The sequence below is a fragment of the Gottschalkiaceae bacterium SANA genome (assembly GCA_036323355.1).
GTDB lineage: Bacteria > Bacillota > Clostridia > Tissierellales > GPF-1 > GPF-1.
Map to the genome: position 1 here is coordinate 2,860,704 of AP028876.1, position 23,532 is coordinate 2,884,235.

The following is a 23,532-nucleotide window of genomic DNA, read 5'->3' on the forward strand; positions in this document are numbered from 1 at the left end:
TACCCTACTTTCCTTTTGGTAATATTTGTTCCGTATCCGCATGCGGACGAGGAATAACGTGTACAGATACCACTTTTCCTACACGCTCAGCTGCTGCACTTCCTGCATCGACTGCGGCCTTTACAGCACCTACATCACCGCGAACCATCACAGTTACCAGTCCGGAACCTATTTTTTCGTATCCCATCAATTGGACATTTGCCGCTTTTGTCATTGCATCGGCTGCTTCAATCGCTCCAACTAATCCTTGTGTTTCAACCATACCTAATGCTTCACCCATGATTACACTTCCTCTCCATAATGTATGCAAATTTTACGTGGATCACCTTTTTTTCTCGAACAAGCAGGATCCTTGCAGAGGTTACAACTTGCTTCCGTTACCGGTCCCTTATTGTCCTGCAGATCTTCAGCTTCCGCCTTCATCGCGGCTGCTAAATCCAACTTCCCTTTTTTTGGCTTTTCCGGTTTTGATTTCTTCTTCGACTTTTCAACCACTTCTGCTTGAATCATCGCTTCCGGTTTTTCAGCCGGTTCCTGCTTCTCAGCAGGTTCCGCAATTGCCTCCGGTTTGCCTTCAGGTGTTTTTTCTACTTCAGATTTCTTTTGGCCCTTTGACGCCTTTTTCCCTTTTTTCTTCGGGAAATCTTCGCCAACGGTATCTGGCGAAAATATCAACTGGTCAATCGCTTTTGATGGTCGTGCAATTACCTTTACACTAACCACTTGGTTGACCCGCTCCGCTGCTGCTTTTGCCGAATTAACCGCAGCCTTTACAGCCCCAACATCTCCAGCAATCTTCACGGTTACCATACCAAATCCTTTACTTAATTCGATCCCAATCAGTTTGACGTTGGCAGATTTCACTGCCGCATCCGCTGCCTCAACAGCGGCGGCCATTCCTATGGTTTCGATGAGTCCTAGCGATTTTTTCAGAAGGATCCCCTCCTTTCTCATTCATCACGCAAGGGCATGCGCTTCACTAGCCTTGCACTGTTGTTGCCAAAAACTCTAGCCCGCTCATCCGAACTTCGTTTTGCAAGTTGCATATAGGGACTAAGTCTTTCCAGTTTTTTGTGATGGAGGGCAAAATTCCCCTCCCTATCCATTCCAATTCCCACTTCCAATTTTGACCGTTCCGCCGCTTCGTAAGCCATGGCTTCAACCGATGTATTATCCGTTTCCGTTATCGATACCGGTACCTGTTCTTCTTCAATACCATAAAGGACCTGCATCAGACTCGAATGATGCGCGTTGCCCCGCGCAACCAATACTTCAATTCTCGGTCGATTATCCATGACGTTCTTCCTCCTTAGCGAGGATCAATCCTGTTGCTACCGCATTCCGTGGTCCTTCCGTACCTCGAATATTGCCGCGTCCCGCTACCACGCCGAATTTCGACAAAGCATCCGTTACCAATTGCGGCACTTCAAAGTCAAGAGCCGATCCGCCTACAAGTACCACATATTCGATATCCCGTAGATTTCCCGTTAAACTCACAGATTTTAAGGCGCGAAGCGCGTTTACAACAAATACCTTTCGTTTGGCGTCCCGTCGAACCTCCCGGATCCTTTCCATAGAAAGATCTCCAGGCAAAGGCAGCATCATGCCATCTTTCAAAATTGCCACTCGAGCATAAACTTTGGGATCGATAGGTTTGTCAAAGAATTGTACACTCCCTCCTTCATGTCGGATATGAAAGAGACTTTCCCCCTTTGCCAATGGATATTTTTTTATATCCTCGGCAAGTTCAGGGCCTTCAAGTCCCAATTCCGTTTGAATCAAGAGGGTTACCATATTCCCGGCACCCGCCAAGTGAATCGACTGAATCTCCCCGTCCCGATTGATAATCGAGGCGTCGGTGGAACCTGCCCCCATATCCAAAATCGCCAATGGCGCCTTGGTTCCAGGGGTTGTTAGAGCACCACGAATTGCCATGTCGGCTTCTACACCGCCTACGGCTACGGGAATATTCAAATCACCGCTTAATGCATCCGCAATGGTCTGCATCTGCAAGCGGTCCGCTTTCACCATGGCCGCCACGCCTACAGCGTTCTCCATGGCAAATTCTCCAGCCAATCCACCTTTCACCGCTTGCGGCACAAAGGTATCAACAGCCAATAAATCTTGAATCTGAATTTTTGTAGCGACTTGACCCGTCAAATTTGCCATAACTTGGCGAACCCGTTCCAGCATGCCACCGGCATTGGTGCCCGGCTCTCCCTTAATATCTGTAATCGGCATACAATTGCTCACGCAAGTCATCATCTCTTCTGCGCCCGCTTCCACATCTACTTCAGATCGTTTCGTTTGTCCAATAATTCGAATTTTTCCAGCTGGAATATGCTTTGCCCGCACATCGCCTGCCGGCGTTTTAATGACCACAGCCGAACGATTGCCGATCAATGCCCGTGCGATGGGTACGATCGACTTGGTTTCTTCCGCAGTTAATCCGAATACCGTCGCAATCCCATAGGGATTGGAAAGGACTTCAATTACATTCCCCGGTCCAGCCACCTCAACAGATGTCAACATCCGCTGTGGAATTTTCTCGAAAAGTGTAACCTCATCAATAATTGGCATCTTTACATCTAATCGATTATGAATCAGCACTGCGTCATCATATTGTGCAATCACACCTTGAACCTGATAGCCATTGGCTGTCAATTTATTAATTTCTCTGGCTGCATCGTCAAAATCAATACCACGGTCCACCAAAGCAATAATTGGCTGGTCACGATCACTCGGTCCAATCTCCCGCAAGGGAATGGAAATGCCCACACCAACACCGATCCCACCTGGGGTCGATGGATTATGACCAATCATAGTTGATTCGGTTATAATCGTTTCCGTAATGGTTTCCATGGCAACATCACCAATAACAGGTGCTGCCTCATTAATACGAATCTCAGAAATCGAAGTAACAGGAATGTTGGCTTGGTTTGCTGCCATCTTTAAAGAGGAGTAAACGCCCCGCAAATTATCCTTGGTCCCCTTGATCCCCGTGGTTTTCACAATACCGGTCGCCTCAAATGTAAGAGCCTTGCCCTCGCTCTTTGCGAGGGCCGTTTCAGTTGTCGCATTTCCAATATCGATTCCAGCAATCCATGTCATGAGATTGCCTCCTTTGCTTAAACTCGCAGTCGTCCCCGTTGCTCATACAATTCTGCAGCTTCACGAATAAACGCTCCGTTGATTTTTGCACTATATTGATTTTCCAATTCATCTGCAATCGCAATCATTTCGCCCTTTGTTGATCGATACGGACGAAGTGCATTATAAATTTCCAACAAACGATCATCGGGAACCGCAATCAGTTCTGCTGCTCGTCGAAGGTTGCGTGCAAAGGCGTCCCGACCAACAGATTCAGCAATCTGCGCTTGCATTTCAAGCGTTTCCGGTCTGATTTTACAATCATCCGCTGTAACCGATCCATTCATTACACCTTCCAGGGTAATCTCGTTTAAAGATTTTCCTGTTGGCGATTTAATTTGGTCTTGTCTGCGTTCACTCAATGGATAATCTCGATCAGCTGTCGCAACATTACCCTTAGCCACTGGGGCTGATGGTGCGTCGCCGCTCATCTGCTTCATCACTTCTTGAACGATGCTCTCTAACATATCTTTTTGATTCATCATTACACCCCCTACGAAAACTTCACATCAAGTGTTACGGGCTTTGCGTGTGGTACCACATGCTCCGTTTCCTTGATATGCAACAAAGCTGCGATCGCCTGGTACTTTGGTCGTGCCATCTGATCGTTCATTGTTGGCACTGGTGCTGGAGATTCGCCTTTGGCGTATTTCGCAGCATTTTTGCCAATTGCACGGAACACCGTCGCAGTCAACAATGGCGCTTGAGGGAATAATTCCAGGTTGCTTAATTGCATCAAATCTTTTTGATGAATAACCGTGGTTCCCTTTGATTGGATACCAATACCAATACCTGAGCCGCTCAATTTCGCCGCGCGATGGGCGATCATAGCAACATCAGAGGTATGAGTAACACGAATCACTCTCGCCTTCAAACCCTCTTCTTCAATGCCCGCAATCACTTGACGAAGCACTTCACGATGTGGTATTTTAACGATCGTCGCATTTTGGAATTTGCCAAAAGCTGGTGCAACAGCGATTACTACTTCATCACTCTTTCGTCCTTCTTCAGCAATGGCGCCTTCTGTCAAAGTCAAACCGCCGGTTTCCGGAACAGGTGCTGACTTTTGAGTAACGGCATTTCCATTATTTTCGAATTGATAATTTTTCAAAACTTCTTCAATTACACTGCGTACTAGGTTCTCATTAATTGTCATCTCGATCCCCCCTTACTCAAAATCCGTCGCATCAATCGCGTTCGGAATATTCTTAATCTGATCCCATCGATCTGAGCTCATCTGGTATCCAGTGCTTGGACCCGCATAATCATTGCAATTGTTGACTGCAGAGATTACGTGGAAGTTCTCATCGATAATTGCTGAAGTATGTAGATGATCACCAGAAACGCGCATCTTCATCATATTCAACAAATCGCCTGCTACACCTTCGTATCCGCCGTTATGAAGCGCTTTAATTACATCAACACCTGTGACTTTTCTTTCCATCATCTCCTGTGCTGCTTTCAAGTCTTCAACTACATTTCTGTCCGGCATATCTTTTGAGCCGTGGGCATAAGTTGCTGCTTCCACTTCTTCATCGGTGATTTCAGTCAAGTCTAGGTTCTTAAAGACAGCCTGCAAAACTTTTGCCGCTTTATTCCGAACCTTAACGACTTCTTCTTCTGTAACGGGTTGAAGACCACCATCAACTTTTAAGTCGCGCTGAAGAACATTGTAGTCATCATAGTCATCTGCATCAAAGTTTGAACCGGCAAACATATTGTCGTAGTTCGGTGTTGCAGAATATCCAGAGAAGATAAAGTCTGTTCCAGGAATCATCTGCATCAAGGTTCTTGCTGTCCGACGAATTGGTGAGTGAGAGAAGGTTTGGTCATTGCCTGATGCAACTTCCATATCCAACATGGTTGTAATGACGTTTTCTGCCAAGACCGCACGAATTCCTGAAGGAACCGCACCCGGTACACCAATACAGCTGATGGAACCGTTTTGCAAGCCTTGTACGCCGGCTGCTTTTGTAATGAAAACACAACGAGCTTCAAGATATAACATGGATTTGCCTTCCGCATAACCCATCTGAACTTCTGAACCTGTACCTGATGTAAATCGCATTTTCAATCCGCGTGATGCATATGCAGAAGCCAAGAATGCTTTTGACCACGGCGTATCATCGCCATCGACAAATACTTGCTCGGTTCCGTATACGGATACTGTTTCCGCATAGGCAGTTAAGCCCCGCATGCCGAGTTGCAATTCAGTTGCTTCTTCAACAGCACATTGAGTTAAGACACCTGGACGTCCGACTTGAGAACCAACCAACAATGCCAAAGCATTGAAAGGTGCATATCGAACAACACCAACAGTTGTCTCATGCTCATCGAATCCACGAAGAGCCGCCTCTGCAGAGTCTGCAGCGATCTGTACGGGATGATCCTTCACATTGGTAACATGACATTGATTGGATGGCGTTTTTCTAGGTCGCATCTTTGTCAAGGCCATCATCATTTCAAGAACATTCATTTTTCCCATAACTTCCGCTGCTTTTGCAGGAGTCATGGCGATGGTGTATTTAACCATCTCACTTCGCGGTACATTAACATCAACCAACATCTTTGCCAAGTCTACAGAAGGAATTGCCATAACTTCTTCTGCTCGAGATAATTCAATCCCATACTCTGCGATAAAACTATCAATTAAGTCAAAGTCTGCCCGTTTCTTTCCATCTAATTCCACAACCTTGCCGTTTTGAATCTTAATGCTTGGTGTGGGGTCATTGGGACCATCCATGGCGATCAAGCCTACTTCTGGCCACTCTTTGATAAATCCATCCTTATTAACATCGCGTTCTGCTAGTACTTGAAAACGTTTTGATCTCTTCATCTTCTTCCTCCTTTACTGCTTAAATATATGGAGTGGTAGCGGATTCACATTTTTCACCCATCGTTTCAAGAAGCTTGACGCCTACTTCTTTCGCTGTAAGAACCGCTTGTCGAACCGCCCCTGAATCGCCTGTGATAAAAAGAATCACTTCGTTCGTAAAGCTAGTCGTTGAAGGAGATGCATAAGACAAAACTTCTACATTGGCCGCTTTAATAGCCGCATCGGCAGTAACTACACCAATGGCCGCTGGTGCACCTACGATTAATCCAAACGATTTACCCAATGGAGCATTCCAAGCTTTATTACAAGCGTAACTTGCGCGCGCTGTGTATTGAAGTTCCATATATCCCACTTCATTGCCCCAAACATCGCCAAAGGTTCTTTCAATTTCTTTTAAGGTTACTTCAACAGCACGTCTTACGTCAGATACGTCTTCTGCACCAAAAATAATCAAGTTACCATGACCCGCTCCACCTTTGGTATCACGAGGCAATTCAATAGAAATGATCTCAGTATTGGTCGCTTTTACAGCTTCATCAGCTGCCATAATATGAGGACCAGCTCCAGAACGTGCGCCAATAATACCGATAGATCGATATTTTTTGTCAAGTTTCATTGACTCCGCTAATTGATCATCTACATTAGCAATGACCAAACCGATGGTATCACCAATTTTTGATGCGCCTACAAACTCAGTCAAGTTGCAACCAATCTTCACGGGTGCAGTTTTAGGAGCTGCTTCAGGGGTTTCTGCGCCACCGAGTTTTTTCATTACTTCTTCTACCATTTTTTCCATTAATTGATCTGACATATTCTTCCTCCTATTCCCAACCTATTCTGCTTTTGGCAGGATCATTTCCACATCTGTATGGGGACGTGGAATTACGTGAACAGAAACAACTTCGCCTACACGATCAGCCGCTGCTGCACCGGCATCAGTGGCAGCCTTAACTGCACCAACATCGCCGCGAACCATCACCGTTACCAAGCCGGACCCTATCTTTTCATATCCGACCAATGTAACATTAGCTGCTTTAACCATGGCATCTGCTGCTTCCACTGCGCCGACTAGACCTTTTGTTTCTATCATGCCTAGTGCTTCTTTAACCATTACCATTCCTCCTTTTCGATTTGGCTTCTTCGCCATTCTTCTATATGCTACCAAAAAACGCTTTCCAGTCCGCCATAAGGAGAAGTTCTCTTCCTACACTTTTTGACAATTCGCCCCGACGATTTTACTCTTCTCTAGCACTTTTTTGCATATAAAAAAGACCCTCATTGAGGGTCCACCTTTTTCCGTACGCGATTGCGATATTGCGAAGGGGTTATCCCTTCAATTTTCTTAAATACCCGTGAAAAATAATTAGGCTCATTAAATCCCAATTCATAAGCGATTGCAATCAAATTTTCATCAGTATACTTGATTCGATCCTTGGCTTCTTCCATTCGACATCGTGTTAAATAGGTAGAAAAATTTTCACCAGTCTCCCGCTTAAACAATTTACTCATATAATGAGCGCTTAGATTCATATAATCCGCAACCCGCTGCAAGGATGGATTTTCCTTATAATAGCGATTGATGTAATTGACTGCGAATTCGATCTCCGTATCAAAACAGGAGATTTTTTTCTCAATGATCCAATCGAAGATCGTTTGGAGTACCGCTTCCATATACTGAATACTCGCCATTTTGTCGCGTTGATAAAAGGATGCTTCGAATCCTTCAAGACCAATCCCCTCTGTTTGAATCCCCAACTCATGCTCTTGCTGAACCAGGCTCATAAACAAACTGCGCAAATGACTTCTTTCAGACTCCCGATCCTCGTGGGCAAGCCGGCAATATTGTAAAAAAGCTTCCCTCGCCTTTTGATAATCACCCAAAACAATTTGCTGGTTCAGGGTATGAAGGACCTTTTTCAGGTTTGCCTCATAAGACAGATGATTTTCCTGCAAAGAACGTTGAATAACCTCTACCACCTCATCGGGTTTTGGCGGCTTCAAAATATAATCCTTCACGCCCAGCTTGACAGCGCGTTGCGCAAAAGCAAAATCTGCATAAGCTGTTAAAAAGACAACGGCAGGATCCCGCGTCCCGTCTAAAATCAAAGAAGCTGCTTCCAATCCATCCATAACGGGCATCTTGATATCAAGAATAATCAAATCCGGAAAATGCTCTTCATACATCTCCACGGCTTCTTTTCCATTTTTTGCTTCAAGTATTTCAACCAATCCAGGAAACTTTCTCAGAATAATCATCTTCATGGATTGGCGAACAAGGACTTCATCATCAACGATCAAAATCTTCCACATCACCTGGCTCCTTATTTTTTGGTATTTTCATGACTATGGTTGTACCCTTGTTCTCTGTGCTTTTAATCATCAAATCCGCTCCTGATCCAAATAAATGCTGCAAACGCTTATAGGTATTCCATATGCCAATTGAGTCTGTAGTCTGCCCTTTTTTCTTTTTCATCTGCTGAATTTCTTTCAATCGAGATTTCGTCATCCCAATTCCGTCGTCTGTAACTGAGATCTCCACTCGATTTGCAAAATCGAGGGCACGAATTCGAATCACACCACCGTCTTCCTTTGGAAAGATCCCATGATTAACCGCATTCCCTACCAGGGGCTGAACACTCATAAAAGGTACGTGCGTAGTCATCAAAGCATCGTCCACTTCCCACTTCACTTTAATTCCATCACTGAGGCGTATATTTTGAATTTTTAAATACTTCTCTGTATAATCCAATTCATCCTTAAGCAGCACAGTCTGATCCATACTTCGTTTCAAAGTATAACGAAGCATCTCTGAAAGGGCGTAAACCATTTCTGAGGTTTTCGGTGCATCCTCAATTAAAGCAAGCGAGTTAATCGAACTTAATACATTAAAAAGAAAATGAGGATTAACCTGGTTTTCCAAGGCCTTTAGTTCAGCGTCCTGTAAGGCTTTTTCCAATTCCATTCGCGCTTCCATTTCCTCTATCAACTTTGTATTTTTTTCATTGAGTTTTTCCTGGCTCAAACTCAACACACTTTGCTCGACAATATAATTGGTAATGACAAACATCAATTCCGCCGCCGCTTTGATTTTGCGAACCGAAATTAACTTGCACGCCGTTTGTAACTCAACCATTTCAGGATCAGATTTCCATTCTTCTGAACGCACACCCTGATTTTTTAACCAGGCCGGCGGATCTCCCTTGACCCGTACCTGACCTGCCAATAAGGCACCCATAAACTGACCTTCAAACATAATGGGAGCCGCAAAATCGACCAAACCCGTATGGCAATAATAGATATAGGGTTTACCCGTCCGCGCTGCTTCCAATCCCCCGTGGGCATCGGAATGAAAACATCGAAAGCACTCTTCTCGCTCCCGCATGGCCTGGCAAAACGGAGAAAAATTGCTATAAGTCGTGATCGGTGCACCTGTATAATCCACCGTCACAGCACCCAATCCTGTCACCTCAGTGAAACGATCTTGAATCTCTTGTAGTTTTAGTATATCGACTATATCTTCAAGACGAAATCCCTTGTTCATGGTTTCTCCCTTCAATTCTACTGATTCCCATATTGTTTTGGTCTGTAATGAAATTTTATCAGATTTATTTGTTAAATCATACTGGAAAGCGCTCCCAATTTGACCAAATGACAAAATCTTGCTCGTTTCCAACAAGAACCTTTCCTTTTATTTTCCATTAATTTGCTATCATTAAAAGCAGGAGGAACGATTATGACCATCATTGCGATCTACAATCGAAAAGGAGGTGTCGCCAAAACCACAACAGCTATCAACTTAGCTGCAGCATTGGCGAACAATCAAAAACGTGTGCTCTTAATCGACAACGCACCCCAAGCAAATGCAACTGCCGGGGTCGGTGTAAATCCATCTGCGCAACCGGGTATCGCCGCTTGGTTGACAGACAGCATATCGGCAGAGAAGGTACTGATCCATGAAGTCTACCCAAATATGGATCTTATTCCAAGTGACTATTCCATTGATCGTCACTCACCAATTATAGATCGCTTCAGTTTGTCAAAGCATTTATCGCCCCTTGCTACTCGCTATGATTTCATTATTATTGATAATGATCCCACTCTCAACCTTCTCACCGAGAATGCGCTATATGCGGCAGACACCGTCTTGATCCCTTTGCGGATCGACAAGTTTGCCCTTGATGGCTATCGAGAACTTCGACGCCACTTAAAAGACTTTGAAAAAGAAACTCATTCAAAACTTAAAATTCTTGGCATTCTTTTGACACAATACGAATCTCGAACCCGAGTCATGAAGGGGATGCGCAAAGAATTACAAAGCTCTCTTGGTGACTTGGTCTTCCAAACTACCATCCGGAAAAATATTCAATTGGTTGAAGCGCCTTTCCTAGGCAGGCCAATTTTCGATTACGCTCCCCGGGCAAATGGAGCCATTGATTATGAATCCCTTGCCCAAGAAGTTCTTCATCGCACGAAAAAGCAGGCTGTTTCATAAAGAAACGCCTGCTTTGCTGTTACCCTCTTTCCAAATGAATCATCTCTTCTAGCTCCACCAGCTCCTCTTGCAAAGCCGCTATGCCTTCACCTGTGATATTGCTGATGGGAAACCATCTCCAGATCCCCAATTCCTGCATTCGATTAGAAACCTTCAACAGATCTGCCTCTTCCGAATCAATCTTAGTTGCAATTCCAATAATTGTCGTTTCAATCAATCGTCTATACTCCAAGTGATTACCCAACATGGGCTTGGTTGCATCCACAACCCAAAGAACCAGATCAGCTTGGTTTGCCAATTGAAGCAACCGTCGAAAAAAACCTTGGTTTTCAAACAGCTCTCCTGGCGTATCAATCCATTCACCATAAATGATACAACCCGTTTTGTCTTCCCAAATCCGATCCTCAGTTAACCGTTGTTTCAAGCTTGTTTTCCCTGCGTCTATAGGACCTATAAAGAGCGCCTTCATGTGCGGCTCACCTGACATCCAGTAAACCCCAAACGATCAGACAAAACCGAAACCACCGCTTTCAAGGAAGATTCTACGGCTGCTACCTCTCCACGAATGACAACGGAACCACTAAATCGATCCACATAACATAAGGAAATTTTTCCAGCCTTGGTAGCCAAATCCCCAGCGAGAATCGCCCCCTCACCCGGGGTAATGGTTAATATTCCCAAAGATTCTCCATGGGCCTCAGGAAACCCCAGCTTATCGCATAATTCTTTTTGTGGTTTTGAAATGACATGAGCCAGGGTAATCTGTTTCCCCGGTACATACTCTTGAATCACTCGTTGTTTTTCCATGAGTTTCCCCCTTTTTTCTAAGTGTAGCAATAGCAAAGCAGAAAGAGAAGAAAGGTTTTCGCCCACTTCCTATACTTTTCGATCTTAAATTGGCTTATTTTTCCACTTCAGACTTTTCTGACGGCTTCCAATTTGATACAATAAAGAAAAAGCTTATAATCTCTTATAAAGACTAACTATATGAAGTCAAGTAGAATTCGAGTAATTTATCATAAGAATTGAAACAAGAAAATTTGCACACCAAATTAGAAGTAGCAAACTACTCCTGGATGAGATTGACGATGGGTATAACTAAATTTGAGGTTGAAAAGTTAGATTATTGACTAAAATGTGGTAAAGAACACGGACAAGTTTTTTTGCGACATGAGACAGAGCAACATAATGATGCTTACCTTCAGCTTTCTTTTTCTGATAATAGTCTTTAAAAGTTTGGTCTCTCATAGCAACGAGTCTAGCAGCTTCAAGAAGTGCCCATCGCAAATATGGTGACCCGCGTTTTACCATTCTCATGTTCGATCCCACAAATTTTCCTGATTCATGAGTGGAGGGCTCCAGACCAGCAAAGGCTAGCAGCTTAGCTGGAGAAGAGAATCTTCGAATATCGCCAACCTCAGCTAGGATGACAGATCCCAATCCATAAGAGATACCTGGGAAGCTCAGGATCGGGCTTTCCAATTCATCCATGATAGATTTGATCTCTTTATCAATCTGAGCAATTTCTTGCTTGTAGTATTCGATAAAGTGCACGATCTGGATGAGTTCAAAGCTGAGTGCACGGCTCTCAGAGCCAATGGATATTCTCGCAGCTTGTCGGATTTCAAGTGCCTTAATTTTGCCATATTTGCCATGAGACGCATGATGCAGTAGGGTTGTGAGTTTGGTAAGGTGAGCAGAAGCAATCGCTTGTGTAGACGGGAAAGCTCTTAGAATCGCATAGGTCGACGTTTGATTGATCGAATAAACAACCGAAGCAAGTTCTGGAAACATAATATCTGTCATTCGTACCAGTGAAATTTTATACTTGGAGAGATTTTCTTTAATTCTAGATTTATGTCGAGTGAGTGACTTTAATTCTGCCAGATGGTATGATAAATTTGTGTGGGATTCGAAGTTACCCGTTTGCAACATTAAAGCGATAAGTTTAGCATCGATCTTGTCCGTTTTGCTTTTTCTAAGCGTTTGAGCTTTTCTGAAAAGGTTGGTTTGAAGCGGATTGAGAATTACTAGTGGTAGGTGATGATTGCTAATGAAATTCGTGAGATTAATGCTGTAATGACCAGTAGCTTCTAGTCCCACCTTTATTTTGTCCAAAGGAACATCGGGGATCGCAGAGAAAAACTGCGTGAAACCTTCCAAATTGTTCTTGAAAGTAAAAACATCTTTGATAACTTCACCATCCGAGTTTACGATAAAGCAATCGTGCTTGTCTTTGGCAACATCGATGCCAACATAAATCATAAAAACACATCCTTTCATTATTTGAGTTGTGGTTCCACATGATTCTATGTTATGTATCCTTGCCCGAGATAAAACGTCTAGCGTTATCTAACTCATAAACAAAAGAACATAGATATGTGGTTGGAGCCTTAAAAAAATAGTCAAAGCTATAGGAGAACACACCAATCCACAACACTATATTCAGTATATAAGAAAAAATCTTGAACTCGTAGTTTGACTACAAGTTCACTATACAAGGAGAACTTATGGAAACCCTAGAATCTTTGATTCGTTTATTCCGTTGCGCCACAAGAATACCAGTTCATTGGATTTACAAGAACAAAATCCTGTTAGCTGAAGAGCCCAATCAACACGATCCCATGAAAGAAATTCATAGAAAAATCATTTTAAGCTTCCCTCAAAATTCGTCGGAATACGATAAGCCCATCCATCGTACAAGCGAATTAAATGAAGCGTATTTTTCCTTGCCTGCCAATGGGGGCTTGCTCGTTTTTGGTCCTATGCTTCTGCATCGACCAACCGAGGAAAAAATACGGCTCCGACTAAAGGGAAGTAATCTTCCATACGGGCAATTACCGACCCTCCGTCAATACGACTATGAACTAGCCGTAACAGGAGATATGCAGCGATATTATTACGGTTTTCTCGCCTGGAACATTTTCAGAAAGGAATTGCTTTCTTTCCAAACCACCATTGAAACAAGACCACAGGATTTTCCACAACCCGTTCTTTCAGAATATCCCGCAAGTGATCATGTGGAGCAGTATGTCCTAGAAGAAAAACTAATGAAAGCCATTCGTCACGGCCAGCCCGAAGTAGTGAAACAAGCCTTGTTTCACTACCAGCAACCCAATTTTGACGGTGCTCACCCAACGATGAAGCTCTTGCGCGCTGAAAAAAACAGATTGATCGCAACGGCAACCCTAGCGGCTCGATCAGCTATCCAGGGTGGACTCACCGAAGAGAAAGCTTTACATTTGAAAGACGTTTATATCCAGCAGTCAGAAAAAGAGCAATCTTTTGATCAAGTTCGAACCCTTCATCTTACTCTGGTGATCGACTTTGCCAATCAAGTCAATCAAAAACAAACCGGTACCTACTCATCCTTGATCCTTAGAGCAACCCACTTGATCGAAGAAAATAAAACCAGAAACTACTTGCTGAGCGAACTAGCTTCTGAGCTGAATCTTCATCCCAGCTATCTGTCTCGCCTCCTAAAAGAAGAAACCGGCATGTCCTTCAAGCGATATCTCACTCATGTTCGCATGGAAACAGCCAAGCAGATGCTTCAAAATCCGATTAACAGCATTTTGGAAATCTCTCTGTTCTTAGGCTACGGCGGTCAAAGTCACTTCACACAAGTCTTTCGAACCGAAACAGGACTGACTCCCCTGCAGTTTAGAAAACAATTGTTGCTTCATAGAAAAAAATGAAAAAGAGAAGCCGGGGATATTCATTTACGATTCCCTCGCTTCTCTTTACTTTCCCATTTTCAATAAGATTATTTGCTGTCGTTTCATAATCCCTTCCTGATCCGCAATCGGATTGCAAAGGCTCGGCGCTCTAGGAATTCCTGCCAGAAGTGCGCATTCTTCTCTCGTCAACTCGGAAACTGATTTTTGAAAATAAACCTCCGCCGCTTCTCCGATCCCATATGCACCCTCTCCAAAATAAACGAGATTCAAATACATGGCCAATATTTCTCGCTTGGAATACAGTGCTTCCAACTCGACAGCCAATACCATGTCCTTGATTTTTCGTTTCATGGTACGCTCAGAAGATAAAAATAAATTTTTTGCCAATTGTTGTGTCAACGTGCTGCCACCTTCTACAATACTCTTCGCTCGAATATCTACAATTGCTGCACGTGTCATCCCGATTGGGTCTATGCCAAAATGATAGTAGTATCGATGATCTTCCGCTTTTACAATCGCCTCAAATAAATCTTCAGGAATCTCTTCGGTCTTCACATATTCACTTCTCTTCTGTTGAATCTGTTCTGGAATTTGACTATTCATCTGAAATTCCGCTTCCTTGATGCTGTTATTGACCCACCCCACCAAAACGATCAACAATAAAAAAAAGGCTACCATAAGCTTTTGCATTTTATATCGTTTCTTCATCGGAATTCCTCCTCAAAACAACCATATAAAAGAAAGCTTACCATAAAGCCTTTTCTTTCTTACGAGTTTCTTAATTGTTACATAAGTCGTTTAACACGCGGATATACCCGTACCGCCGTCCATGCAACAATAACGAGAACAAGTAAATCCTTCAAAACAAATGGAAGTAGACCAGCCTTCAATGCGGCTGTCATGGTCATCACTTGTCCAAAATATATGTTTACAATGCCGTAGAGATATAGGACACCAATCACATACACCAATGCTAATCCCAAAACACTCCAAGCAAGTAACCCTGAAAAGGTTACTTGCTCCATGCGATCAACCCCAAAACCAATCACCGTTGCGCACAACATGAACCCAATCAAATAACCAAAGGTCGGTTGAAAAATATAGGTGATCCCACCGCCATGGGCAAAAATAGGAATTCCAATCAGTCCAATCATCAAATACAGCAATTGAGACATCATTGCCTTTCTTGCCCCCAAAAATATACCGGCATAAACGACAAATACCAGTTGCAGGGTAATGGGCACCGGCGGTATAGGAATCTTAATAAAAGCCCCGATGGCAGTCAAGGCCGTAAACATCGCGATTAAAATCATATCTTTGGTCTTCATTGTAAACCTCCATAATTCAGATTGTTTACATTAAATCAAATCCTTCCTCTTTTGTCAACTAATTATATTTTTCAGTTTACGTTCAACACCTTTTCCCTGCCTCTTCCTTTTGATATGATAGAAGAAAGAGTAAAAAGGAGGGAAACGCAATGAAATTCTCACCATTATCCTTAGACGCAACCTTGGCACTTAATGATAGCCTTTATTCCATTGAAAGGCTGCTTGAATCCAGTACACTTGGTTTTTTTATGATTCAATTTCCCAATACGGTTTCCCTCTCCATCCGAGAACGGTCCAAAGAAGATTTTCTTGACCTTCACGCCTCTAGTTATGATGAGCTCCTTTACCAAGTTCATCCAGACGATCGCGCCAAACTTGACAGTCGATTTCATGCTGCCGAGTACAACCAAGTAGTTTCAACCATCCTCTTCCGTCTTCTTCCTCACGGTTCAGACCAAATCATGTGGTTGCGGGCACATTTTCACGGCTTGCCGACTGGAGAAGTTCTTGGTTTGGTCGAAGATATCTCTCAATTGAAGTACCATGGTTTTGCCTATCAAAGCGTTCAAAAACGTCTGAATACCGCAATCGATTCCGCTCGTATGGGCGCCTGGGAATGGTTCGCTGATGGAAACCGTGTCTTTTTATATGGCTTTCTCTTCGATGAATTGGGACTCCATGCGCCAAAACGACCCTTTGATATCGATTTGGTCCACAAGTGGGTACATCCCCATGACTACGTACGAGTCTTAGAACTGACTAAAAAGTTTTGGGAATCACCCACCGGTTCTTATCGCTTGGAATTTCGAATCAAGGGAAAGAACGAACAATGGATTTGGGTAAGACTGATTGGTCAAGTCTTCCTTTTCAAAGGCGATCGTCCATCACGAATGAATGGAATTCTTCAAGATATTACCGAGGAAAGAACAAGAGAACAATTGAAAACCCTTTTAAAAATCGGGAATGTCGGTTATTTTGAATACTACCCAGACCGTAAGGAACCCTTGTACTTTGATACCATCTCCAGACAAATGCTAGGAATAGATACAAGTCATCCAAAAGCAGAAACACTCATTAAGCAAATTCGTTCTCCTCGGGCAGCCTTGACTTTTAAAAATCTAACTGCAAGAATTCGGCATACAACTGACACCCTCTTTAGTTATCAATTCGACTTTCAATTGCCACGCGAAAATCGATGCATGCAACTAGAATGTATTTCACGTCGAAATCCCCAGGGAGAAGCCTACCTGGAAGGATTCTTAATTGATCAAACCGAAAAAAGAAAAAATGAAAGCGTCATTAAAGAAAACCAAAAACTTTTTGATCGAATTACACAATACAGCCCGATTGGAATCCTTTTACTCAACGACAAAGGCTTTATCCAATATATCAACCACGATGCCGCTACCCGATTTGAATATCCCCGAACAGGGATTGTCCATCACCATTTAACTGAATTCATTCATCCAGAATTACTTCCAAAGCTCTTCCACCTTCTGGATAAGGCACATAAAACAAAACCATCGGCTTTAAAAGAGAGACTCTTATTTGTATCAAAAACAGGCACTCGCCTGTGGATGGATTTAACCCTCTCTTATATTGATCATAATGAAGAAAATCCAGAACTCTTGATTTTAATGGAAGATATTACCGAAAAAATCAAGAATCAGCAGTCTATGATTCAACTCGAACAAAAATACCTTTTTCTCTTTCAAGAAACACCCGTTGCCTTGGGAATCTTTAATTTCAATAGTGAAGCCCTGATCATCAATAATGCTTTTACCGAACTTCTAGGATACTCAAAGGCTGAACTCGTCGGGAAACACTTCGAAGATCTCACCCTTCCGGGCGAGAAAGAAAACTTTCAAAAAATGTACCAAACCCTTTTTGAAGGAACCGCTCAACACTATTTGACACAAAAAAGTTATCTTCACAAAGATGGGACTTGGATTTCCGTTGATATCAATCTTAAACGCGCGGATGACGGCCTAAACGAGCCCCTTGTCATCGCCACGATCCGTCCACTGTAAGCGCTGGAATCTCAGCGCTTTTTTTTATCCTTTTTTTTGTTTTTTATTGACAAGAATTACAAGAGAGCGTATACTACAAATGATCATATTCCATTTTAGGCATATGACGAATAATTCATATGGAGGCCTCCATGCATACTAAATTATTGAAAGCCATCGCTGATGATACCCGTTTGCGTATTTTGCGACTCTTGATTCTAAAGCCCTTTTGTGTCACTGAAATTATGACATTATTAGATTTAACACAAACCAACACATCCAAGCAACTCAGCAAATTAAAGAGTGTTGGTATCATCGAAACGCGGAGAAAAGACGGCTATACCTATTATCAATGGTCGGGTGATTTTCAGAAAAATGAACCCGAATGGACCAAAGCCATTCAAAATATGCTTAATGATTCTCCTGATTACCCAGAGGATCAAGCACGGACAAGAACCTACTTAAAAGGAAATTATTGTTGCAAAGACCTTCAAGTCGACGACACCTTGATTATGCAACTCAATAAAATTTAAAAATAAGGCAGGGAAATATTATGTTTAATTGGCTAGACAAATTAGTTACTCTCTTTATAGAGGGGGTTTTGGGGCTTTCACGAGCTACCGCTCTTGGAGATAGTGTTCATTTCTTCTTCTTTGACATCATTAAAATCATCATCTTACTAAGTTTTATGATCTTTACGATCTCTTATGTGCGCAGTTATTTTCCACCAGAAAGAACCAAGCAGATTCTAGAAAAAGTAGGCGGATTGAAAGGCCATGTGATGGCTTCCCTTCTGGGAATCGTAACCCCCTTTTGTTCTTGCTCCTCTGTTCCAATCTTTATCGGGTTTGTTGAAGCCGGCGTTCCTTTGGGCGTCACCTTTTCATTCTTGATCACATCACCGATTGTCAATGAAGCGGCATTCGCCATTCTTTTGGCTTCCTTCGGTTGGAAACTAGCCCTGCTTTACGTAGTCTGCGGTGTTGCCGTCGGTGTAATCGGTGGCATCCTAATCGGTGTCTTAAAATTGGAGTCGCAGGTGGAAGAGTACGTCTATCAAATGCAAATGGGTCATGCAGACATTCCAGAAATGACATCTTCAGACCGTGTGCATTTTGCAATTGATCAAGTCAAAGAAATCATTCAGCGAATTTGGCTTTTCTTATTGATCGGAATCGGTCTCGGTGCCGCCATACACGGTTGGGCACCGGAAGCATGGCTTTCTGCCAATGCGGGGCCAGACAATCCCTTAGCCGTCATCTTTGCTACAGTGGTTGCTATTCCTCTTTACTCCAACGCCCTAGGTACAATTCCCATTGCTGAAGCCTTGATTATGAAAGGGGTTGGCATCGGTACGGCCATTGCTTTTATGATGGCAACGACTGCCTTGTCTCTTCCAGAAATGCTCTTGCTTCGCAAGGTCATCAAACCCAAATTGATTTCTGTCTTTGTTGGAATTGTAGGAATCGCCATCATTTTAGTTGGATATCTGTTCAACGCAACCGCACACATTTTAATTTAATTACTTTCTAAACCCACTCGAGAGGAGAAAACAATGAATATTAAAATTCTAGGTACCGGATGTAAAAAATGCAAAAAACTTGAGGCCAATGCGCGTCAAGCGGTGAAAGAGCTTGAACTTGACGCAGTCATTGAAAAAATCGAAGATATTCCAGGAATCATGTCTTATAAAGTAATGTCCACCCCCGCCTTGGTTGTCGATGAGAAAGTTTTGTCAGCGGGCAAACTCCTTTCTAGCAAAGAGATCAAAGCCCTTTTATAGCATGATCACGTATCTTTATGTCATTTAACCAATAATAAGGAGAGAATAAGATGAATATTAAAGTCTATGGTATGGGCTGTAAAAATTGCGAAATCGTCCATGAAAACGTGAAGAAGGTTGTTGAGGAAATGAATCTTGATGCAACCATTGATTACATTACAGAACTACAGGAAATCTTAGCAGCTGGCATTATGGCAACCCCTGCTTTAGAAGTCGATGGGAAAGTGGTTTCAAAAGGCAAGGTTTTGAAGCCGAATGAAATCAAAAAATATCTGTAAACACATTCAGCCCCCTTCACAAAAGTGAAGGGGGCTGATTATTTCTTACTTTCTTAACAATCACCAATTATATATATGATAAAATAAATAAGAATTCAATGAAAAAGAGGTGTCATATGAAAAAACTCCTTGGCTGCATTCGTCGTGCCGATACAGACTTTGGCATGATCCGCGAAGGCGACCGTGTCGCAGTTGGTTTATCAGGCGGAAAAGACTCCATGGCGCTACTAAAGGCTATGAAACTCTATCAAAACTTTTCCACAAACAAATTTGAATTGGAAGCCATCATGATCGGTAAAGGATTTACTGATTTCGATCCACAACCAGTTCAAGACTGGTGCGACTCCCTTGAGATCCCATTGACGATTGTTCAAACCAATATTTCAAAGATTGTTTTTGACGAAAGAAAAGAAAAAAATCCTTGTTCCCTCTGTTCGAAAATGAGAAGAGGTGCACTGCACAATGAAATGAAAAAACGCAACTTGAACGTCCTCGCCTTGGGCCACCATTTAGACGATGCCATCAATACCCTGTTTATGAGTATGTTTTACGAAGGGCGCATGCATACCTTTTCGCCCCTTTCCTATCTATCGAGGAAAGATGTATGGATGATCCGTCCTATGATCTACGCAGAAGAACGAGATATTATCCATGTTGTAAAAACCCATAACGTTCCTGTTGTGAAGAGCCCCTGTCCCGCAGACAAAAATACCGTGCGCGAGGAAATGAATTCCCGTATGGCCTCCCTCTACAAGGAAATGCCTGCGGCGAAACAAAATATTTTAAATGCCATGAAAAATGGCGACCAAATGGAATTGTTTTTCCATACGGTAAAACGACACAAGTAGACGACGGCAATCGCCGCCGAAAGGAGAAAAGCCATGAAAAAGCTTTTAACCGTGGGATGTTTATTGTGTAGCATGATTCTCGCGGTAGCCTCAGCTGCCGCGTTTTCTTTGACTGCCGATCCCTATGCGGAAACCCAATCAACCTCACCCCTGGCAAAAGGAATGCAACTAACTACCATAGAACGATTCAACCAAAACGGATGGCAAAGAATTCATGTTGTCACCGTTGATTTATCGTCATCAAATCTTTCACCCACCCTACTTACCCCTGATTCTGGTGTTGGGTCCCGTTCTCGTGTAACAACAATGATGGAGAATACCAATGCCTTAGTCGGTATTAATGGAGACTTTTTTTACAAAAACCTTAATTATTCACCCATTGGCGCCATGATCAGCAAGGGGACATTGCTGTCGAATAGCATCCCCTTCGACTACCGTACAGCCACTAACAATACAGAGCCGATGATCATCCTTGACACATTCAAAGGTCTTGCTATTGAAAGCTTGGTGCCCAGCGTTTCAGTAACCATAAACGGAAAAACCTGGCCGCTAGACGGATGGAACAAAGCCTCCAGTGGGTATTGGGGACTTTTTGCCTACGATCCAAATTGGGGAACCAAATCTATCGGGAATCAGGCTTCCAATCTTGTAGAGATTGTTGTTGTCAACAACAAAGTCAGTGAAATCCGTAGAGGAAAGCCTGCGACCGATATTCCAAGCAATGGATTTGTTTTGACGCAGCGCTCCGATGCAATTGCGCCTCTTCTAGAAAACCTAGCTGTTGGAAACACAGTAAGCGTCACCACAAGTCCCTCTCTTAGAAATATAGATATGGCCTTGGGGACCGGCGGTCTACTCGTTGAAAACGGTCAAATCCGCACAAGTTTCTCTGTTCCCATCAATGGACGTCACCCCAGAACCGCCATGGGACTTTCAAAGGATGGAAACACCCTGACACTTGTTGCCGTTGAAGGGCGCTATGGCGCTTATCGCGGTATAACGCAAACAGAACTCGCTTCCCTAATGAAAGAACTTGGAGCTTATACGGCAGTCAACCTAGACGGTGGTGGATCCACCACCCTTGCTTATCAAGCACCCGCCATGGAAATGCCACGCCTTGTCAACCGCCCATCAGACGGGAGCGAAAGAGCTGTCGTTAATGGATTCGGTATTAAAGATAAGAATCCAGCAGGCTCCTTAACCGCCATAACCATCGAACCAAGTCCGGGTCCTTATCTTCCTGGTGTTCCTATCTCGATAACCTTAAAGGGATTAGACAAGGCCAGTCATCCAATGCCGGTGTCCACTTATAAATATGACACATCCGGCGTAACCGTACGGTGGAAAAATGGCGCTGTAATTCCAGACACAAGCGGTTTTTTAACGATTCATGTGGTAAGCGGTCAAATCGAAGACACCAAAACCATTTGGGTTGATGGACCCATTCAGACCCTAAGCAGTCAGCAAACCAAGATGATTCTAGCACCGAATCAGACCCTGAATCTGGCCGATTATCTCGCGCCCCTTATCGGGAAAAACAGCGAAGGAACAACGCGTACCCTAGCACCGGAAGATTGGAAACTGACAACGATTGGTGGAATTGGCAGCCTGAGCGGTACACGATTTACGGCTTCTGCCTTGCCAAGCGCTGGTGGAATTTCCATCGAATATGGAGACGCGCGCCTCACGATTCCAGTTATCGTTGGTGTTCGTGAGACCCTGGTTCACACGCTAGATGACCTTGCTGTATTCTCAGCGACCCAGCCTTTCTATGTCAAACAATTACCAACTCGCACCTCAATAACAGATCCAGATAACTATGTCGATGTAAGAGGCGAAATCGCAGAGGGCGTAGACATAAGCACCTCAAGCCTCGCTTTGCAATATGACTTCGCACATACATCAGAGAATCGCAGCGCAGACCTTCTGATGGGCGATCAAGGCATCAAACTTGGCTATCGTCCAGACGGCATCAGTTTTTGGTGCTATGGAGATGGTCAGGGTGCACTTTTAAAAATCAAAGTCAGTGACGGTTACGGTAAAAATTACTATCTGCCGATTACTCGTGTTTCCTTTACAGGCTGGCAAAAAGTCAGTGTTACTCTACCCGACTTTATTCAGGGTCCCATCACAGTCAAACGGCTCTATCTCTATGAAGACCGACCTGAAATTCGATATTCTGGCATGGTGCGTTTTGACCAATTGATGAGTTTTCGAGCCTTGAACACAGAACTTCCAGCACTTCCAAAGTCGACACAACTACCCTTGAATATCCCAGCCTTAAGTGCAGATATTCCACAGTCAAATCGATTCCTGGTCGCCTGTGGAATCGATGAAACCAATACCTTTCTCAGCCAATTACTCGCTCCAAAATTGGAGGATGCAATGTCAAAAGGAAAGGTAGGCATTTATTTGACTCCAATGACAAGGGATGTGCATACACCCAAAATTGGATTTTTAGATCCAAAGGACTCAGCTTATGCCTTCCAATACGGCGGGGTCCAAATCATTCAACTGGATATTACAGACGGTGGTTTAAGAACCAGCGACAAAAATGGATGGCCCTTGCTGTTGAAGAAACTAGAAGAATCTACAGAATCCAATCTGATTATTCTACTTTCCGATTCCCTGTCCGCCTTTACCGATGAAAAAGAGCGTGATGTCTTTTTGGCAGCCATTAATCAGGCCAATCAATTCGAACGAAAAATGATTATTATGCCGGGAAAAGAAGCGGAAATCACAAAAGAGTTCGGCATCTATGCCATTACCATTGAGCGGCCAGATCGCCTTTCCACAATGGATGCCGCCCAATATGAAATTCTAGAAATACAATTGGGCGATGAATTTGGTCTTGGCTTTACACCACTCTATCAATAAAATGCACCCTTCCTTTCGAATAAGAAGCTCCCCTTGCGGTAGACCGTAGAAATAAGAAAACTGTCTGCTTCAAAGGGAGTTTTTTTCGTTTTTCCTCCACAATACCTTTCTTTCATTATTGAATGTTGTTCCAAAAATTTTCCCATTCTGAATAGAATCCGTTTTTGTATGGATACACATCGGATACAAGCTTACTTTATTATGTAAATAAAGCCGGTATCTATTTTATGTAAATTTAATCTTTAGTTAAA

25 protein-coding genes are annotated in these 23,532 nt (G+C 43.2%); 9 read left to right on the top strand and 16 right to left on the bottom strand.

What is annotated here, in order from left to right:
- Positions 1 to 4: 4 nt before the first annotated feature.
- From AC25CA_RS14005 to AC25CA_RS14055, 11 genes are all read right to left on the bottom strand, one after another.
- A complete protein-coding gene (locus AC25CA_RS14005; protein ID WP_486816608.1) occupies positions 5 to 283 on the bottom strand; it encodes a BMC domain-containing protein in 279 nt (92 codons plus the stop codon).
- A complete protein-coding gene (locus tag AC25CA_RS14010) occupies positions 283 to 954 on the bottom strand; it encodes a BMC domain-containing protein (RefSeq protein ID WP_486814453.1) in 672 nt (223 codons plus the stop codon). Before AC25CA_RS14010 ends, AC25CA_RS14005 begins: the two co-directional genes overlap by 1 nt.
- A complete protein-coding gene (locus AC25CA_RS14015) occupies positions 951 to 1,295 on the bottom strand; it encodes a glycerol dehydratase reactivase beta/small subunit family protein (protein WP_486814454.1) in 345 nt (114 codons plus the stop codon). Before AC25CA_RS14015 ends, AC25CA_RS14010 begins: the two co-directional genes overlap by 4 nt.
- On the bottom strand, positions 1,288 to 3,111 hold the full coding sequence (locus AC25CA_RS14020) for a diol dehydratase reactivase subunit alpha (protein ID WP_486814455.1): 1,824 nt from the start codon (positions 3,109 to 3,111) through the stop codon (positions 1,288 to 1,290). The genes AC25CA_RS14015 and AC25CA_RS14020 overlap by 8 nt, the downstream gene beginning before the upstream one ends.
- 17 nt (positions 3,112 to 3,128) lie before the next feature.
- The gene (locus AC25CA_RS14025; protein WP_486814456.1) at positions 3,129 to 3,635 is read right to left on the bottom strand and encodes a diol dehydratase small subunit; all 507 of its coding nucleotides are present in this window, start codon (positions 3,633 to 3,635) and stop codon (positions 3,129 to 3,131) included.
- 8 nt (positions 3,636 to 3,643) lie between these two features.
- A complete protein-coding gene (locus tag AC25CA_RS14030) occupies positions 3,644 to 4,306 on the bottom strand; it encodes a propanediol/glycerol family dehydratase medium subunit (protein WP_486814457.1) in 663 nt (220 codons plus the stop codon).
- A 12-nt stretch (positions 4,307 to 4,318) separates the two neighbouring features.
- Entirely contained in the window at positions 4,319 to 5,986 is a 1,668-nt protein-coding gene (locus AC25CA_RS14035) for a propanediol/glycerol family dehydratase large subunit (protein ID WP_486814458.1), read from the bottom strand.
- A gap of 19 nt (positions 5,987 to 6,005) precedes the next feature.
- Complete coding sequence (gene pduB, locus AC25CA_RS14040; protein WP_486814459.1) at positions 6,006 to 6,797, bottom strand: propanediol utilization microcompartment protein PduB; 792 nt, start codon at positions 6,795 to 6,797, stop codon at positions 6,006 to 6,008.
- 21 nt (positions 6,798 to 6,818) lie between these two features.
- Positions 6,819 to 7,097: an ethanolamine utilization microcompartment protein EutM gene (gene eutM, locus AC25CA_RS14045; RefSeq protein ID WP_486814460.1), complete on the bottom strand. Its 279-nt coding sequence runs from the start codon at positions 7,095 to 7,097 to the stop codon at positions 6,819 to 6,821.
- Positions 7,098 to 7,261: 164 nt separating this feature from the next.
- Positions 7,262 to 8,296, bottom strand: coding sequence for a response regulator transcription factor (locus AC25CA_RS14050; protein WP_486814461.1), 1,035 nt, complete (start codon positions 8,294 to 8,296; stop codon positions 7,262 to 7,264).
- Positions 8,274 to 9,527, bottom strand: coding sequence for a sensor histidine kinase (locus tag AC25CA_RS14055; RefSeq protein ID WP_486814462.1), 1,254 nt, complete (start codon positions 9,525 to 9,527; stop codon positions 8,274 to 8,276). Before AC25CA_RS14055 ends, AC25CA_RS14050 begins: the two co-directional genes overlap by 23 nt.
- Before the next feature lie 192 nt (positions 9,528 to 9,719).
- On the opposite strand from AC25CA_RS14055, the gene AC25CA_RS14060 reads away from it, so the two are divergent.
- A complete protein-coding gene (locus AC25CA_RS14060; RefSeq protein WP_486814463.1) occupies positions 9,720 to 10,478 on the top strand; it encodes a ParA family protein in 759 nt (252 codons plus the stop codon).
- A 19-nt stretch (positions 10,479 to 10,497) separates the two neighbouring features.
- On the opposite strand, the gene AC25CA_RS14065 is transcribed toward AC25CA_RS14060, so the two are convergent.
- The 3 genes from AC25CA_RS14065 to AC25CA_RS14075 form a co-directional block, all read right to left on the bottom strand.
- Positions 10,498 to 10,947, bottom strand: coding sequence for a EutP/PduV family microcompartment system protein (locus tag AC25CA_RS14065; protein ID WP_486814464.1), 450 nt, complete (start codon positions 10,945 to 10,947; stop codon positions 10,498 to 10,500).
- Positions 10,944 to 11,285 carry an ethanolamine utilization microcompartment protein EutS gene (gene eutS, locus AC25CA_RS14070; protein ID WP_486814465.1) on the bottom strand — a complete coding sequence of 114 codons (342 nt, stop codon included), beginning with the start codon at positions 11,283 to 11,285 and terminating at the stop codon, positions 10,944 to 10,946. Before eutS ends, AC25CA_RS14065 begins: the two co-directional genes overlap by 4 nt.
- Before the next feature lie 291 nt (positions 11,286 to 11,576).
- A complete protein-coding gene (locus tag AC25CA_RS14075; protein ID WP_486814187.1) occupies positions 11,577 to 12,743 on the bottom strand; it encodes an IS110 family RNA-guided transposase in 1,167 nt (388 codons plus the stop codon).
- Between the two features lie 245 nt (positions 12,744 to 12,988).
- Here AC25CA_RS14075 and AC25CA_RS14080 point away from each other — a divergent pair, with 245 nt between their 5' ends.
- Positions 12,989 to 14,176: a helix-turn-helix domain-containing protein gene (locus tag AC25CA_RS14080; RefSeq protein ID WP_486814466.1), complete on the top strand. Its 1,188-nt coding sequence runs from the start codon at positions 12,989 to 12,991 to the stop codon at positions 14,174 to 14,176.
- 45 nt (positions 14,177 to 14,221) lie between these two features.
- Here AC25CA_RS14080 and AC25CA_RS14085 read toward each other — a convergent pair whose 3' ends face one another.
- Together AC25CA_RS14085 and AC25CA_RS14090 are read right to left on the bottom strand one after the other, a co-directional pair.
- Positions 14,222 to 14,866: a transglycosylase domain-containing protein gene (locus tag AC25CA_RS14085; RefSeq protein ID WP_486814467.1), complete on the bottom strand. Its 645-nt coding sequence runs from the start codon at positions 14,864 to 14,866 to the stop codon at positions 14,222 to 14,224.
- 77 nt (positions 14,867 to 14,943) lie between these two features.
- On the bottom strand, positions 14,944 to 15,486 hold the full coding sequence (locus tag AC25CA_RS14090) for a biotin transporter BioY (RefSeq protein WP_486814468.1): 543 nt from the start codon (positions 15,484 to 15,486) through the stop codon (positions 14,944 to 14,946).
- 149 nt (positions 15,487 to 15,635) lie between these two features.
- Here AC25CA_RS14090 and AC25CA_RS14095 point away from each other — a divergent pair, with 149 nt between their 5' ends.
- The 7 genes from AC25CA_RS14095 (at position 15,636) to AC25CA_RS14125 (ending at position 23,281) form a co-directional block, all read left to right on the top strand.
- Complete coding sequence (locus tag AC25CA_RS14095; RefSeq protein WP_486814469.1) at positions 15,636 to 17,516, top strand: PAS domain-containing protein; 1,881 nt, start codon at positions 15,636 to 15,638, stop codon at positions 17,514 to 17,516.
- Positions 17,517 to 17,647: 131 nt separating this feature from the next.
- Positions 17,648 to 18,028, top strand: coding sequence for a metalloregulator ArsR/SmtB family transcription factor (locus tag AC25CA_RS14100; protein WP_486814470.1), 381 nt, complete (start codon positions 17,648 to 17,650; stop codon positions 18,026 to 18,028).
- A 20-nt stretch (positions 18,029 to 18,048) separates the two neighbouring features.
- A complete protein-coding gene (locus tag AC25CA_RS14105) occupies positions 18,049 to 19,017 on the top strand; it encodes a permease (RefSeq protein ID WP_486814471.1) in 969 nt (322 codons plus the stop codon).
- A 33-nt stretch (positions 19,018 to 19,050) separates the two neighbouring features.
- Positions 19,051 to 19,278: a thioredoxin family protein gene (locus AC25CA_RS14110; RefSeq protein WP_486814472.1), complete on the top strand. Its 228-nt coding sequence runs from the start codon at positions 19,051 to 19,053 to the stop codon at positions 19,276 to 19,278.
- Between the two features lie 50 nt (positions 19,279 to 19,328).
- The gene (locus AC25CA_RS14115; protein ID WP_486814473.1) at positions 19,329 to 19,556 is read left to right on the top strand and encodes a thioredoxin family protein; all 228 of its coding nucleotides are present in this window, start codon (positions 19,329 to 19,331) and stop codon (positions 19,554 to 19,556) included.
- Positions 19,557 to 19,672: 116 nt separating this feature from the next.
- The gene (locus AC25CA_RS14120; protein WP_486814474.1) at positions 19,673 to 20,404 is read left to right on the top strand and encodes a tRNA 2-thiocytidine biosynthesis TtcA family protein; all 732 of its coding nucleotides are present in this window, start codon (positions 19,673 to 19,675) and stop codon (positions 20,402 to 20,404) included.
- 33 nt (positions 20,405 to 20,437) lie between these two features.
- A complete protein-coding gene (locus AC25CA_RS14125; protein ID WP_486814475.1) occupies positions 20,438 to 23,281 on the top strand; it encodes a phosphodiester glycosidase family protein in 2,844 nt (947 codons plus the stop codon).
- The last annotated feature ends 251 nt before the right edge of the window (positions 23,282 to 23,532 follow it).